At 34.1% G+C, this 15,720-nt stretch carries 12 protein-coding genes and 1 pseudogene; 1 reads left to right on the top strand and 12 read right to left on the bottom strand.

Annotation, left to right across the window (positions count from 1 at the left end):
- On the bottom strand, positions 1–816 hold the full coding sequence (locus tag GFU89_RS08175) for an RNA polymerase sigma factor (RefSeq protein WP_318846661.1): 816 nt from the start codon (positions 814–816) through the stop codon (positions 1–3).
- Positions 817–1,562: 746 nt separating this feature from the next.
- Here GFU89_RS08175 and GFU89_RS08170 point away from each other — a divergent pair.
- Positions 1,563–1,907 (top strand): helix-turn-helix domain-containing protein, encoded by a 345-nt coding sequence (locus GFU89_RS08170; protein ID WP_076354699.1) that lies wholly within the window; start codon positions 1,563–1,565, stop codon positions 1,905–1,907.
- 364 nt (positions 1,908–2,271) lie between these two features.
- On the opposite strand, the gene GFU89_RS08165 is transcribed toward GFU89_RS08170, so the two are convergent.
- The 11 genes and pseudogenes from GFU89_RS08165 to GFU89_RS08115 form a co-directional block, all read right to left on the bottom strand.
- Positions 2,272–3,456: a hypothetical protein gene (locus GFU89_RS08165; protein ID WP_318846660.1), complete on the bottom strand. Its 1,185-nt coding sequence runs from the start codon at positions 3,454–3,456 to the stop codon at positions 2,272–2,274.
- Between the two features lie 165 nt (positions 3,457–3,621).
- A complete protein-coding gene (locus GFU89_RS08160) occupies positions 3,622–4,023 on the bottom strand; it encodes a hypothetical protein (RefSeq protein WP_318846659.1) in 402 nt (133 codons plus the stop codon).
- 88 nt (positions 4,024–4,111) lie between these two features.
- Positions 4,112–4,540 carry a hypothetical protein gene (locus tag GFU89_RS08155; RefSeq protein WP_318846658.1) on the bottom strand — a complete coding sequence of 143 codons (429 nt, stop codon included), beginning with the start codon at positions 4,538–4,540 and terminating at the stop codon, positions 4,112–4,114.
- Between the two features lie 2 nt (positions 4,541–4,542).
- Positions 4,543–5,487 carry an RHS repeat-associated core domain-containing protein gene (locus GFU89_RS08150; protein WP_318847160.1) on the bottom strand — a complete coding sequence of 315 codons (945 nt, stop codon included), beginning with the start codon at positions 5,485–5,487 and terminating at the stop codon, positions 4,543–4,545.
- 171 nt (positions 5,488–5,658) lie between these two features.
- Positions 5,659–6,051 (bottom strand): hypothetical protein, encoded by a 393-nt coding sequence (locus GFU89_RS08145; protein WP_318846657.1) that lies wholly within the window; start codon positions 6,049–6,051, stop codon positions 5,659–5,661.
- Positions 6,052–6,075: 24 nt separating this feature from the next.
- Positions 6,076–7,095 carry an RHS repeat-associated core domain-containing protein gene (locus GFU89_RS08140; RefSeq protein ID WP_318847159.1) on the bottom strand — a complete coding sequence of 340 codons (1,020 nt, stop codon included), beginning with the start codon at positions 7,093–7,095 and terminating at the stop codon, positions 6,076–6,078.
- Between the two features lie 159 nt (positions 7,096–7,254).
- Positions 7,255–7,593: a hypothetical protein gene (locus GFU89_RS08135; RefSeq protein ID WP_318846656.1), complete on the bottom strand. Its 339-nt coding sequence runs from the start codon at positions 7,591–7,593 to the stop codon at positions 7,255–7,257.
- Between the two features lie 19 nt (positions 7,594–7,612).
- Positions 7,613–8,557: pseudogene (locus GFU89_RS08130) on the bottom strand (RHS repeat-associated core domain-containing protein); the annotation flags it as partial.
- A gap of 163 nt (positions 8,558–8,720) precedes the next feature.
- A complete protein-coding gene (locus GFU89_RS08125) occupies positions 8,721–9,245 on the bottom strand; it encodes a hypothetical protein (RefSeq protein ID WP_318846655.1) in 525 nt (174 codons plus the stop codon).
- On the bottom strand, positions 9,208–12,852 hold the full coding sequence (locus GFU89_RS08120; protein WP_318846654.1) for a DUF6443 domain-containing protein: 3,645 nt from the start codon (positions 12,850–12,852) through the stop codon (positions 9,208–9,210). Before GFU89_RS08120 ends, GFU89_RS08125 begins: the two co-directional genes overlap by 38 nt.
- A gap of 77 nt (positions 12,853–12,929) precedes the next feature.
- A complete protein-coding gene (locus GFU89_RS08115) occupies positions 12,930–15,719 on the bottom strand; it encodes an RHS repeat domain-containing protein (RefSeq protein ID WP_318846653.1) in 2,790 nt (929 codons plus the stop codon).
- Position 15,720 lies beyond the last annotated feature (1 nt).

Genomic DNA, 15,720 nt, shown 5'->3' with positions numbered 1-15,720 from the left:
TCAATGAGAGATTTGAGAGGTACTTTGATTTTGTAGAAATTGATAAGCATATAGAAATTCCCGGTGGACCTGCTTTTCAGAAAGTTTGAGCTCCTTGGCAATTACTATGAAAGAGGATTTTTGCTCAAACCTTCTTTTTAAAATCTCGAGCTGTCGGTTGCTGAGTTTAGCTGGCTGCTCCTCATTATCATAAGCTTTTTTCTGTGGCTGTTCAAAAGACCTTCCTTTAATAATTTTCCGAAGATCATCTATCGCTCTGTTTACTTCATTACTTATGTCTTTTATGCTGCTTCCCATTGCCTCTGCAATGGGTTTGTACTGAAAACCATATTCAAGGCAAAGTGTGATCAGGTGTCTTCTTTTGGGATTAATTACGTTTAAAACCCTTTTAACTTCATCAAAATCTTTTTGGTCGGACTCCTGACTGAGAAGATGTTCTTTATCATGCAACGGATCATAGCCGGCAAGATAATCCTGATAATTCTCAAAACGTTCAAGAGAATCAATTAAACGGGTAAATTTATTTTTTGGAGCATTGAAATACGATATACAGTCTCTTTTTAAAACAAACCGTAAAAAGCCAAGAATATGATTCGGGGTCTCAATGGAATCACGATGTAGCCAAAGTTTGAGAAAAGTATCCTGCACAAGCGTTTCTACTGCAAAATCATCATCAAGCATTTGCCTTCCCAGCCACAAAAGAAGTCTTTTGTAACGTAAATGAATATGTTCTAAAGAACTCGGATTACCTTTTTTCAGCAGTTCATATAGCTGATGGTCGGTGGGCATTCGGGGCAAAGAGTCTGTTCTTTTCATAGCAGTATATTTTAGCTAAATTATGGCTAGAAGGACTTCAATCTGAAATTCAAAATTTCCTATTGTGATATATCGAGCTTTAGAGAAAAATTTGTCTGGTTAAGCTTGAGGTATCTTGATTGATATCAGAATGTTTTTTTCACCTAAAAAACAGCTCTATACCCTATTCTTTTACCTTTACAGCATCAAAATTTGGTAGTTGTAGCACAAAATACTACTTTTAAGGTGAGAGTTTAAAAGATAGCCGACTTAAGGAGCTGGGATATTTTGTAAAGCCATGTCGAAACATACCCACTTTAATGTTAGGTATAGAGCTAATGGTCTTTTATTGAAAATGGTAGATTAACCTGCAGGTGGTTCCTTAATTGGAATGTTGGACAATTTCGTTCTCATATTAAAACTATTTAAATGTTGGTATAGAACGATATTTTCTGCGTGAAGAATTTCCTTGTAAAAAGCAAGGAGCGGTCACACGTTTTGGGCTCATGGGCGACCAACCCAACTTTTAAATCCTAAGACTTATAAAGTTCCAACCACTAACGTGAGAACCGCCCTCATGCCATATGCAAAGTTAGCGAACTTTTTAGACATGGAGCGATATCACGGTCATCTCAGTTGGGAATTGGTCGTTTTGAGCTGAGAAAACATCGTCAATTAATGCCAATGGGCATAATTATCAAATCGCTAAAGCAAATATAAGAATAATATTTAAATATCCAACATGTTGGATGATAAAAAAATAATAAATGGAGAAGATTATTCAATTTGAAACGACTCAATTTGATTTGGATCTAATAGAGCATATCAAAACTTTGAGAAAATTAAAAAATATCACCAAAGAAAAGCTAAGTTTATTAATGGGAGTTTCAAAAACATTTGTTGGAAATGTTGAATCGTATACTCAACGACATAAATATTCCACTAGACATATTACATTGTTGGCAAACGCTTTCGATTTTGATAATATTTCTCAATTATTGGACTTCCCAACTCCCAAGTATGATAAAATAAAAGTTACCATTAAGCAAACTCTGAATGAGAGTGGCACCAAGGTGGTTCATAATGAAGTCATGAAAATAGAAGCGCTCTAATATTAATTCTTCACAAATTGCATATTTTGTAATCTCTTAGAAATTTTTCTAAAGGGCTTTTTGGGTTCTGATGTATTAGTAAATAAATATTTATATGATTCTCAAGGAAAATAGTCCTTAGATGTGCCTTCTCCATAGAATTTGAAGCTACTACCCCTAATTCCGCGACGACTAATTATATTTTTTAAAAGAAAAAGGAAAAAAAGAAAGCCAAAATTCATTATGGAAGATTTTAAAAAGTAAGTTTATGATGAAAAATACTACCTGCAAGGTGGAGATTTTTTAGCATATCCTTTGGACTTGAACTTGTCTTTTAAAAATCTGAAACAATACCTTTGTTTTCTTTTATGAATTTTTGCCAGTTCTACTGTGACCTCTTTATCTTTTTTCTTTTTTGTTGAACCGGAATATTTCCGGTATTATATTCTATACCATGATTATCAAAATTCAATAATGAAAAGATTTCTAAGCTGCTGTCAGGATTTTTAAAAATCTCCTCCAGTGATGAAAAAGGAATATTATTTTCTTCAGAAACTTTTTTACAAATACTGTCTAGTATTGCTATAACTTTTTCTTTGGTTGTATCAAATAATTTTGGCTGTCTAAATTTTTCAAACTGTATGGCCTTTATAATCGTATCTTTCACTGAATTGAAATAAATCTCCTTTTCGTTCGTGTATGCAGTAACGTTAGACAAAATAAATGACAGTTTATTTTTTAATATTGATACTTCTTTGGTTAACTCGATATTCTTTTGTTGAAGCTCAGTAATTATTTTAGTTTTGGATTGAAGAATTTCTTTATTTTTAAGCAGTTCTGCATTATATGACTTAAAAACTCTCTCGTAGTTTTCAATCGTTTTATCTGTTTTGATCTTAGTAAAGCCTAGAAAGTCATTTTCTTTTACAATAAGATCTTCAAACCTTTTAGAATTGAGCGTTGCTTTTATCTCAGTTATTCTATTGTTTAGCAACAAAAGTTCTTCTTCTTTTTTTTGAATTTTAAATTCTATGGCTTCAAGCCGTACTTTAGAACCTGAAACACCTCTGTCCATTTCCAGACATTCAGCCGTAATATCCTGCATTTTTGAATAGTGAAAGGATTGATGCTTCAATGTTTTTCCAGTTTCTAAATCCTGCCAGTCGGCTACTAAATGAGCATGATAATTGGGCTTCCATTCTTTAGAGTCCTTATCATAATGTCCTTCATCCTTATGAATGGCAATTTGAAAAATTCTTATTCTTAGTTCTTCTTCAAGCCTTTTAGAAAGTTTATGTAAATCCTGGATTGTTGTATTCTCTTTAATTACAACTACAGCTTCACGAATTGGCAATGCATTTTTCTGTAATTTCCTCCCGGATTTTTCCTTACAGTAGGCTTCTATTGATTTAAGCCTATCTAGAATTTTATTTTCTACCCAATACTCATTTTTTCCGGTAAGATCCTTTTTTATATAATCGAAGGTTTTTCTTCTCAAATTGTGCGCTTCGGAACCTGTTTTCACAGCCTTAAAATTGATAGATGTTTTCACGGCAATAAAATAGTTCACATTATCACTATCTTTAGATAATAAGAATTATTGGGCTTTAATTTTCACTCATTGGCCACTAAATCTTTAAAAAAACAAATCCGCATCTGTATAGATACGGATTATTAAATCGTTGAAAAAAATAAAGTTTTAATCGAATTTTAAAATCTCTTCTTGACTTCAATTTTATACATTTGATTTCTCAAATTTTTCAATTAGCATCCATTGTCCTTTATGCTTTCCTTTATTAAATAGGAAACATATTACTTTATTTTCTCCCTTTTTTAAAAAAGCTAGGAAAGCTAAGTCTTTATTTAAAACATACTCTACAAGTATAAAGTCTGCTAACTCGTTCTTGCTCACAATACTAACTTTAGTATTATCAATAGTGTATGAAATTTCTTTTCTATTTTTTATAAAATCCTTAGGATCAGAAATGTTAACTTTATTATTATTAGCATATTGTTCTAGAAAATGTATAGTCAATTTATCAGATAATAAGTAATTATTGAATTCATTTCTATTATTATTTGTTGCACATGATATAGCACATACTGAACAAACTATTAATATGGTTTTTTTTAACATATTGATAAGATTTAAATATAATTGATAACATTGGAAATTATCTATATTTAATATACTCTATATACTGTAACAAAGATCTGTAAACCTTTTATCTTGTTGTTTTTTCTAATACTTCAATTAAATACCATTTTTTTGTTTTTTTACCTTTATTAAGAAAAAACCAAAGTGCCCTATTTTTCCCATACTCCCAAAGGACGACAAAAGCTAAATCTTCATTTACAATACATTCTTGAATATTATAATTGATGAAGTCATTTTTATCAATAGCAATGTTTATTGTGGGATCTTCAACATTATTTTTAAAGCTTAATGGTTTATCACTGACTAATTTCTTAGAATCTAATATGTTTATCTGATTACCTGACGTAATTTTTTTTAAATTGTAAATGACAGAAGGATTATTAAAAAATTGATCTCTAAAAGAAATATCTCCACTGTTAGTTCTAGCTTTAGCACTTTGACCTGATGCAATACTTAAATTTATTATTATTAATAAAAATGCAATTTTGTTTTTCATAATTAAGGATTAAATATTTTAGATAATGTATTAAAATGTATTTTTACGTATTGAGTAAGATTATAAGGAACTGCATTTATTTGTCCAAGTTGCAAATATCCTTTTGTTGGCTCAATTCCTTTAAAATCATTTTTAAAAATTCTAAATTCAAAAGCCTCTCCATGTTCTCCATTAAAAATATTTAAAAAGTCATTCATAGATGAATTACCTTTTATGTTGTGTCCCCAATGTGCTCCTTCATGACCAATTATCCCACTCATAAAAAATAAATTTGTAATTCCCTCAATTGAATTTGAATCTTTATTAGCTTTTTCAAACCAATTTAATACATTATTACTAATTGAGATTTTATTCAAATCATCTTTATCATGTGACATAGCATAATCATATTGCCCATTAGTAAAATCGATATCCCAATCATGGAGTGTTGGTCCTTGTCCATAAGTGAATGCTTTAGTCACTTCTTCTTGGCTCATCCCTGTTATATCCATAAATGCTTGTAAGAAGTTAGAATCTTTAATAATATTAGGTAACTGATTCTTCACAAAATTATAAAAAGCAGGATATGTTTTCTGATAGTACTCTTCTTGTCCCTTAGGAAATTGAAACATTGGCCTTGAAAAGCTTTCTCCCAAACTTCCTGAAGTTTCAGAACTTGTAGACATTGTTGCTACATACGCTCGGAAAGCCTGTTGTGCTGCTTCCCCTGAATAAGAAATATCATTCCCATCGGGATCAATCACCATCACAGGATTGTTGATGGCATAGTTATAAGGACTCCATGCATTGTATTTCTCAGACATGGCATCCATTGCACCCCATCTTCCCAGATCAGGCATCAGCATTCTGGCTCCATAATCATACATCCCGGTTTCCTGAAGCTCTTTGCCATTATATTTATAACTGTAAAAACTTCCGAAATTAGAGCTACTGAATGGTCCTGAAATATGGTTCAGTCCAAACGAATAATATTTGTTGGTATCGATAATTTCAGGAGCGCCTGTACTATCCTTGGATAAAAGAATAGTATTAAAACCACTGCAAAAGCAATGGTTTTAATTTATTATCTGAAAACAAATGAGAAGCTCGTACTAGTAGGGACTTTGCCCAGTGTTTTTTTATTCTATAATCTTTTTATAACAATTCTCCCCATCATAGTAACCAAAGCAAAGTACAATATTCTTATCTTTTTTCTCAAAAAAAGTAGTATAAGTCATATCAGTATCATTCACAGATTCTGGAAAGGCAATTAAATCTTTATCTAAATTTAAACAAAAATCATCAAACTCTATTGTGTTACCTTCTAATTTGTATTTCGAATTGTAATCCAACAATTTCTTCCCTTTTATATTGTAAATTACCCTGCTATAAACCCCATCCTTGTTAATTGTCAGGGTATCAAATGTATTCTTGTATGATATGGGTGAATATTTTCCATACATATCTTCATTACTAATATTTTGGCACGAAAATAAAAAAGGTAATAAAATTAAACTTATACTTTTCTTCATATTTATTAATTTAAGTTGTTCGATTTAAAATCTAGGTCTTGTTAGTATAGATGGTGGTGTTATAGCTTGTTTAAAAACGTTCTTTGAGGTTGGGTTAATTATTTTTTTTTGAATTTCGGAGTTGCTTTCAGTCCATATATAAGTCTGATATGTATTTCCAAAGCTTTTTAACTTTCCTTCGGTTCTTTCAAAATTATTTACTGGTAATCTATAAAACAATGACTCTTGTGACTTAGAATCAGTCATTAAAAAAAGTGTTTCATCTCCTAATTTATACCAAGACACATTTGATCTTCCCCACATCTGCTCATACCAATCAAAATTTGCTGTGATGGGGTTAGCTTGAAGATAATCCATTTTAACAACTCCTTTTGATTTTTTTGAATTTAGTGCTTTCTGTCTTGCTAAAGAAGAATATGGAGACGATGGCTTATCTAGAGAAGCAAAAGGTCCATCATTAGAATCATTAAAATCACTAAATAGACTGCGAGCAGGTCCACTTCCTCCAAAATATTCAATTGTTATCATTCCCCATCCTATATCTTTTCCTCTATGAGTATAACCTCTAATAATAGATTCTCCACCTGTAATAATATTTGAAGCTCCAGTTTGTCGACTAACTACTTTAGTATCTCCATTTCTTTGATGGTAAAAATCTATTTTATTTCCACCTAAGTTACTAATCATCTTGCCATCCTTATCATACTCATTATCCAATCCCGTAAATATATTTCCTCCCGATGATCCAGAACTTGTAGACATTGTTGCAACATACGCTCGGAAAGCCTGTTGTGCTGCTTCCCCTGAATAAGAAATATCATTTCCATCCGGATCAATAACCATTACAGGATTATTGATAGCATAGTTATAAGGACTCCATGAACTGTATTTCTCAGACATGGCATCCATGGTACCCCATCTTCCCAGATCAGGCATTAGCATTCTGGCACCATAATCATACATCCCGGTTTCCTGAAGCTCTTTACCGTTGTATTTGTAGCTGTAGAAACTTCCGAAATTAGAGCTACTGAACGGTCCTGAAATATGGTTCAGTTCAAGGGGATTTTACTGATATTTTTAAAACTATAGTATTGAAAACAATACTATAGTTTGTTACCAGCACGCTTGGAGTATTACTTAGCCTGTTCTTATTTTGTGGACGCTCGTAACAGCAGAGGATACTAATTAGAAAGGTAAGAAAAATTACTTTTTATTTTTATTCCATAACACTCCCAAAAGGGTTTCAGTTTTATTAAAGAAACAAGCAATAAATCCAATTGATGTCTTTATTTGATAGATTTCCACATTATCTGTTTGTTTTTTTAAGTTATTTAATAATATTTCATAACCAGTTACATTACTATTATTTAATTTACTTTGCATCATATATCTATCATAGTAGACATCATATGCGTGCTTACTTTCAAGTATAACAGGTTTTGATAATTCAATAGAAGCATCTTTATTTAAAAAAAAATCAAGAATTTCATTTTCAATCGGATGCATATTAGCAATACTTTGTCTTAATTTTTCGATATTCATTTTATAATAACTTTTATTTTTAATAAGCTGTTGGTGATCCAGGTCCCGTGGGTGCTATTACTGTCGCTCCCTTTACTACTCCTGGAATCAGTATTTCCAATTCATCATAATTATCCGGGCTAGGAACAGTATTTTTAAGAGATATTGTTTTAATTAATACTACTCCACCAGCTCCTTTTTTATTTGCATGATAATTTGCCACAGCGGGGCTTATCGTCCAAGATGTAAATAAACTTTTAAAGTTACCTCCATTATGATCTTCAGGACTATCATGACCATCCAAAGAGTATGGCCGGGCTTCTCCTTTCAATGCATTCATATAATCTGGATGCTGATTATGCACACCTCTATACAAAGTAATTTTTTTTTCTGGTTCCGATTCATCAGCCGTTGTTGTAACAGGAATATCAATAGCACCTGTAAGAGGTATATCATAACCACTAGCATGTGAACTGTCACCATTAAGCATTAAAGGTAAACTCCATAAGCCCATTCTTGCATAAACCGCCAATCTTGATACAGTTGGACCAAATTCTACCGGAGGAGCAAAACCCTCAAATGTAGCAGCTCCGATAGTGATAGCACCGATAGCAGCTTTTTTACTTTTACCAAACCAACGATCCCACCAATTGTTTACTCTTCCCCAGAAACCAGGTTTTGGATCTTCTCCAAAAGCACGACCAAATCCTGTAAAGGAGCTTCCTCCCGAAGTTTCAGAACTTGTAGACATTGTTGCTACGTAGGCTTTAAAAGCCTGTTGTGCTGCTTCCCCTGAATAAGAAATATCATTCCCATCCGGATCAATCACCATCACAGGATTGTTGATGGCATAGTTATAAGGACTCCATGCACTGTATTTCTCAGACATGGCATCCATGGCACCCCATCTTCCTAGATCAGGTATCAGCATTCTGGCTCCGTAATCATACATCCCGGTTTCCTGGAGTTCTTTACAATTATTATATTGGTAATTAACCTCGAAAAATTGAGGTTTTTATTATAATCAAATGATAAAATACTCCGGTAACAAAAGTGAAATTATTATAAAATAAATTCATATTCCTTTATCTCTTTTACTACTTTCAGAGATTGGGTGATACTAGCATTAAATCCAAAGGTTTGCTATTTTATAAACTCATATTATCATGTCTCTTTCCCCATTTTTGATATAATTGAAACTCATATACCTGCTTTAATCTGTAACCCGGCGCATGAGAAACTTCTTTTTGAGATTTAACATTAATAACTGAAAATCCTTTTTCAAAGATTTTATTTCTTTTACCAAACTCCTTGTCAATTATTGAGACACAAGGTAACCCCAAGGAATCATGTGGTGGAATAGAAATGGGTGTTAATGCTTCAAAATTTATCTTAAATGTATCCTTTTCATAAATATGTCGGTAGTTTGCTTGAATATCTTTAAGAGAAATTTTAAGAGTATCATTTGTAGAGTTACCAAAAAGTAAAAAAGTCTCTACATTTTTTATCCTTATACTATCTTTTGTATAATCACATATTAAATTCTGGAAAGAACAGACAGCATTTTCATTCTTTAATATAGATTCCTTACATGATACAAATAAAAAAATTAATAGAAATACATACATTTTAAATCTACTTGGGTTTGTAAGTGTTATAATACCATTTATCATTTGAATAATTTTTTTTCATTAATTTTTGAAATCCGACTGTAGTCTTCTTAAAAAGTGGAGAAGACATTTGATGCTCATAAATTTTAATATGTTCCTTTGCTAAATCTAATTTGGATATGTTAAACTCATCAGGATTTAAAGTTAGATGACTTATTTTCCCTCCCTCATGACTTAATGCAGAAATCATATTGTTTTTATCATTATAATATGGATGGGCTTGTCCATTACCAACCATCAAAGAGATCGTTTTAAACTCCTTACTTGCTTGCATTAAAGCATCTGGATTGTATTCTCCTCCATTAAAATGATAAACTTTCCCAACCATTTTACCAGCATCGAAATGATAATCTGCAACTGCTACAGACATACTATTTCCTTTAAGGTTCACTAAATTTACACCAGCTTCTTCAGCATAATGATTAGCAATATTTGCTAAAACAAACGCATTACCTTTATTAAATATATAATCCTTTAATTCCACTGATAGCCAAGGCGCAGTATTTAAAGCTCCAGTAATAGGATTTTGAAAATCAATTACAATATTATTTGTATCTTTCTTGTCTGTATATAGAAACTTTCCAAACTGATTAAAGTGATCATCAAAAGGGTTAGAACCAAACCCTGTAAAGATATTACCTCCTGAAGATTCACTACTTGTAGACATCGTTGCTACATAAGCCGAAAATGCCTGTTGTGCTGCTTCCCCTGAATAAGAAATATCATTCCCATCCGGATCAATAACCATTACAGGATTATTGATAGCATAGTTATAAGGACTCCATGAACTGTATTTCTCAGACATGGCATCCATTGCACCCCATCTTCCCAGATCAGGCATTAGCATCCTGGTGCCATAATCATACATCCCGGTTTCCTGAAGCTCCTTGCCGTTGTATTTATAGCTGTAGAAACTTCCGAAATTAGAGGTACTGAACGGTCCTGAGATATGGTTCAGCCCGAAGGGATAATAATTATTGGTATCGATAATTTCAGGAGCGCCTGTGCTGCTTTTGGCAAAGGTTACCCTGGCATTTCCAAGGTGGTCTCTGTACTGGTAAATATAGCGGTTTTCCGTGAAACTGTAAAAGCCTTCTGCGGTGGCTACAAAATCCAGTTTCCACTCCGGTATTGGTGTTCCCGGAAATACTAGGGATGCATTTTTATAGGCCTGCTGTTCATAGGCACTTTCTGTTCTGCATTCAAGACATATTCCGCCTCCTTCCGTATAACTGTACTGGAAGCCGTCCAGATAATCTGTAATACGGGTGGTTGTAGATCCTCTTGGCGGAGCGCTTGAATAAATTTTTCGCAGCTTGGTTCCGTCTGCACGGTAAAGATAGTTCATCGTGCTGTTGAGCAGCTGTCCAAATGCGTTGGTCTGCTGAACACTATATTCATTGGAAAGATTCAGATGATTGTATTGAATAGACTGGATTCCTTTATCTAGCATATCTTTCATATTTCCGTTCAGGTCATAGGAAATGGTATTGTTTCCGCCTTCATATCCGGTGTCATTCAGTGCATTTTCCGTCACTTTGGTTAAACGATTTCCGGTATAATTGTAGACCAGATCATCCACCTGAGCAGATGTTGTACTGCCGCTTGCCGGGAAAGCATTTCTTTTTAATGTTTTAATGTTTCCGTTTAGGTCATAGGTCAGGCGTTCATTGTAATTGTTGTTAAAAGGAGCGGTGGCATTGGGTTCAGAATAGACAGCATCCAGAAGCCTGCCGAGTCCGTCATAAGAATAGTTATACCGTTTCAGCACATTTTCAGAAGCATTTTTCCAGTCTATCTCCGTGATCGTTCCTGCAAATTTTCCCGGAGCAATATTCGGGTTCACAGGATTGAAATATCTCATTTCATACCCAAACAGCTTTCCGTTAAGATTGGACGGATCATTGATTTTGGTCAGCCAACCCCTGATATTGTAGGTATAGTTGATACTTTGTAAGGGTTGTGTAGGGCTTGTTCCGCCCTGTTTTTTGTTTTTCAGCTGGGATAATTCATTATATTCATTCTGTACCAGAATTTCTTCAGGACTGGTATCCACCTGGTGTTTATGCACCAATAACCTGTTTTGGTGGTCATAGGTGAAAGTCTGAGTGATTACCTTTTCAGGATCTGAGGAAAGTCTTTTGTGATACGCCTTGCTCTGTCTGGTGATTCCAGCAAAATCGATATCCAACTCTGTTCTGGTATATCCTCCCAGATGATTTTGGGCGTATGATCCTATGGTTCGGCCTTTTTCATCGTAATAATTGAAGATTTTTGTCCAGGCATTATCTTCCACATTTCTGATGTAAGAGGCCAGCAAAAGACCCTTAGTATTTACAGAAGCCGTGCCTTGTCCAGGCTGTTTCAATACCGGTTTGCCCATAATGGAAACCGGTGTGGTGACTCCGGAGGGAAGAGGCGGATAGGTATCATAATAATTGACACTTAATATCGTCATACTTTCTGTTGGAAAAGCATTTTTTGTATAATAAATGTTTTCACCATTCTGGATAATCGGGGTCGTATTATTTCTTTTTTCGTTATTTCCCGGATTGGCAGACATATTGTTGATCGTGTTCTGCATAACAATTCTGGAATTTGGACTGGCAAAAAAACCAGTATACACCACTCTTCCGAACTCATCATATTTGGAGAACATCCAGCCTTTGACCGCAAAGTTATTCTGGGTACTTCCCAGAACAGCATCCTGAGACAGTATCAGCCTGTTCTGTTTATCATAGACCAAATATTCCCAGCCTTTACCTGGAAGTTTTTTCTCCACAAGCCTGTTTTTGCTGTCATACCTATAATGATAACATAAATTATCAACCGTTGAGGAATTCAAAGCCGCAGCGGATGCCAGTGGCGGGATAACATAGGCAAGCTGTTTGTAATCGTTGTATACGTAATACGTATCTGCATTTTTTACAGCATCCATTACTTTTCTGGAAAGTACGGTCTGGCCAGAAGCATCTTTAAATTCAACCACTTTATTACCATCTTCATCGGTAATGGTATTTTTTATAAGCTGACCGGATGTATATTCTGCGACTGTGTACTGTAATTCGTTTTTGTAAAGTTTTTCCATAGAATCCCAGCTTACCGTTACCTGATAATTTTTGACATGATCGGCAGCCGTGTTGAGATCATAATCCAATACTACAGCTTTGCCATTCCAGTCGTTTCCAATTGGTTTCTGTTGCAAGACCCTCTCTAACGGAGAATTTTCAAGAATTTTTTCTGTATAGGTCTTTTCACCGGTGTAGATACCAGTAGCATCAGCCACAGGAAAAGGAACCATTCCAGAAGTCTGAGGATAAACAGCTCCATTGGAAGTGGAACTCTGAGGGACCGCAAGATAGGTTCTGGTCTGCCTCCCCAGGTCATCATATACAACAGGGGTTACGATATCTTTTACTAAAGGCGTTGCTTTCACATTCACAACCTGTTTGGGTCTTCCCAGAAAGTCAAAGTATTGTACTGTTTCTGTTTTTTTACTGCAGTCTTCATTCAGACAATCTGTAGTAGATATATAGTTTTCCGTGGTTGTTTTCTGAGCCTGTAAAAAGACTGCAGAAAAAAGACCGGATAATAAGAGTAATTTTTTCATCTTAATTGAAATACTAGAGGTTAGAAATGAGAAGTCAGAAAACTGAATTTTTGTACTTAAACGCTCATTATTCATAATCAATGTCTGTAGTTATATTGGTATTTCTTCAGTGCTTTTCCCGCTTCATCTTCTACCTTTTCCAATCTTCCCGCTGAATCATACTGATAAACGGCTCGTACTCCCGTAGGCGGGGTCATGGTCTTCATCCTGTTTAAAGAATCAAACAAATAGGTAGTGATCTGGTAATTGCTAAGGTTTGTATTATTCCTGAAAGCATCAAGGGAATTCTGGAGATCCTGTTCGGAAACAACTGTCATATCAGATTTACTGATGAGATCAGAAATATACGGAGCGATCTGACTGTATGAAGCTCCTTCTATTTTAGCAATAGGCTGTGTTTTGTTGTAACCCCAAACCACAGAAACCGTTATTCCGTCTTTGGTGGTATACTCTTCTAAGTTCCCTTTTGTATCATAACGAATGAAAGTTACTTCGGAATCCAGGTTGTTTTGAGAATCATAAGAAAGTACAGAGGAAGGAAAATAATGAGCAGGATTGTCATACTTAGTTTCGGCTCTTGACAGCAATTTCCCTGCATCAGAAGCGTTTTTTCTGGTTATGGTAGTGATCTCTAACGGAAAACCTACCATATTGGCATTAATGAGTTTTTGATTGTTTTTGTCTAACGCATACTGATACGTGGTCTCCTGAATACTTCCGTCAAAGGAAGTATTCTTTTCCAGGCTTGTTTTATAATTACTTGTATTTTTTACTGTTTCAGTAGTAGTTTGAATACTCCCCGAGTTGAATATGGTTTTTGAAATTACTTTTTGGTTTTTGATCCAAGCTGTTTTCAGAAAAAAGTTTGCCCCTAAAGTGATGGGTGCTACCAGGTATCTCTCAGAAGGAAATTCCTCAAAAATATATTCAAAATTATCTTCTGTCTGTTTTTGATTGGCAGCATTGTATACTTCTTTTTTGTCCAAAAGCCCCTCCCTCATAATGTTATAATTAGGCCATAATGGTCGGTTAGGCTCCTCAGTAGGTTGTGTGGGGTAAGCATCTACTGTTTTAAAATAATATTTGGTATATCCTATATTGCTTCCGTTAGAAACTTTTACGTTTTTGTAAATTGTTACAGGGTTGGCAGGTACAACACCACTTTCTGAATTTCCTAATATACTGCCCCCATCTACAAAGTAACCGCTTGAAACAGTAGGATCATCAAATTTATTATACTCATATTCTTCGATTCCTGAGGGAACTGAAGAATTATTTACATTGTTGTAGTCCAAATCAAATGATTTGATATTCTTAATTCTTAATGCGGATGCAGTAGGAACTTTGACGATAACCTCAGAAGGAGTTCCGTCATAGTAGAATGCCCTGAAGTTTACAGAACCATTAAACGTTGCATTGGGAACAGCGGATGATAACGTAACATAATATTCACCTGCGGTAAGTGTTCTGGACTGTATTGTTGGGTAGTTTGGATCTGCATCAACTGCAGGTCCTATTGTATAAGGAGTTGTTTTATAGAGATCTCCAATTTTTTTAAAAAAATTTAATGACCAAGGATAGCCTGAAATCTGATTAGCATAAATTTCTATATTTAATGCTTTATCCTGAGGAATTGTAAAGAAATATTTTTTTGTATTGGCATTAAACTGATTAAAGGATATATTGGCAATGTCAACCTGCGGAGGCATAACCGTTGTAAGCGAATCCTTAAATGTATAGGGTACTGATTCAAAATTATATTCAGAAACCCCACCGGTAGGCTGTTTTACTCTTAATTTATTGAAATAAACCTGACTTTCGCCTGAAGGCAAACTGTACCCCTGATAGTCAAAATTTGTTTTTTCAATATCATTGTCATAGCTGTCTACCTGAGTAAAAGAGTTTAAAGTACGATCAGAATTATATGAATAATCAAATTTATATTTTTTAATAAATGCATTTCTGGTGTTTTTCAGAATAATATTATCTATGCTGAAGATGTCATTCTTTTTATTAACTAATTTATTTTTGGTATAATTAATTTCTACAATTCCGTGGTCTTTTACATCTATACGAGTCAGTTTATTGGTCTGGGATTCTGTAGCCTGGGTTCCGGTTATATATTTTATATCTTTCAGATACGTATATTTTACCAGCTCCTGATTATTTTCATCCAATATAGAGGTTAAATAAAATGCGCTTCTATATGTTTTATCAACATAATAGCTTCCCAAATTCGGGTGAGTCCAATGCCAGACATTCATCATTGAAATATTATAATCCTGAAACTTATATTTAATTCCCTCGTCGCTTGTTATTGTGAAAGAATCCAAAATTAATGTAGCAGTATTGTTTGTTCTTGCATATTCTATCTTTGAAGTATAGGGACTTAATGCTGTTATCCCAAACGTATTTCCGGCCACATTCCTTACAATTCTGAACTTCCCTGATTCTCCGGGAATATTAAAATTATAAATATCATCAAATTCATTTTTTATATAATGATCGAAGCCGGCATCATCAAATACTTCGTCAAAATCATACAGAATTTCTCTGGAAATGACTCCAGATCCCAAAATTGACCACCCTTTTCCTACTTCACTTATCCAACTGTCTTTGGAAATATTTCCTACATGATAACTCAGGCCCAGATTGATGTTGACAAATTTATTGTTCGTTGGTAGATTAATTAAAGGATATAATATATTAGGAACTCCTGTTTGCAAAGAAACCGGAAAATTTTTATATGTTGTTAATGACGATACAGAGGGAACCGGTTGGGTGACTCCTACATTGTGGCTTTGTGATTGACTGTAATATACATGATAACTTAATATGCATATTACGAGTAAAAATATTTTCTTCATA

The sequence above is a fragment of the Chryseobacterium sp. JV558 genome (genome assembly GCF_033712365.1).
In the GTDB taxonomy this organism is placed as follows: Bacteria; Bacteroidota; Bacteroidia; order Flavobacteriales; family Weeksellaceae; genus Chryseobacterium.
This window is presented reverse-complemented; position numbering and strand designations above follow the sequence as displayed.

Coding starts and splice junctions, on each gene's coding strand:
- GFU89_RS08175 (WP_318846661.1), bottom strand. CDS start 816: ATGAAAAGAACAGACTCTTTGCCCCGAATGCCCACCGACCATCAGCTA.
- GFU89_RS08170 (WP_076354699.1), top strand. CDS start 1,563: ATGGAGAAGATTATTCAATTTGAAACGACTCAATTTGATTTGGATCTA.
- GFU89_RS08160 (WP_318846659.1), bottom strand. CDS start 4,023: ATGTTAAAAAAAACCATATTAATAGTTTGTTCAGTATGTGCTATATCA.
- GFU89_RS08155 (WP_318846658.1), bottom strand. CDS start 4,540: ATGAAAAACAAAATTGCATTTTTATTAATAATAATAAATTTAAGTATT.
- GFU89_RS08145 (WP_318846657.1), bottom strand. CDS start 6,051: ATGAAGAAAAGTATAAGTTTAATTTTATTACCTTTTTTATTTTCGTGC.
- GFU89_RS08135 (WP_318846656.1), bottom strand. CDS start 7,593: ATGAATATCGAAAAATTAAGACAAAGTATTGCTAATATGCATCCGATT.
- GFU89_RS08125 (WP_318846655.1), bottom strand. CDS start 9,245: ATGATAAATGGTATTATAACACTTACAAACCCAAGTAGATTTAAAATG.
- GFU89_RS08120 (WP_318846654.1), bottom strand. CDS start 12,852: ATGAAAAAATTACTCTTATTATCCGGTCTTTTTTCTGCAGTCTTTTTA.
- GFU89_RS08115 (WP_318846653.1), bottom strand. CDS start 15,719: ATGAAGAAAATATTTTTACTCGTAATATGCATATTAAGTTATCATGTA.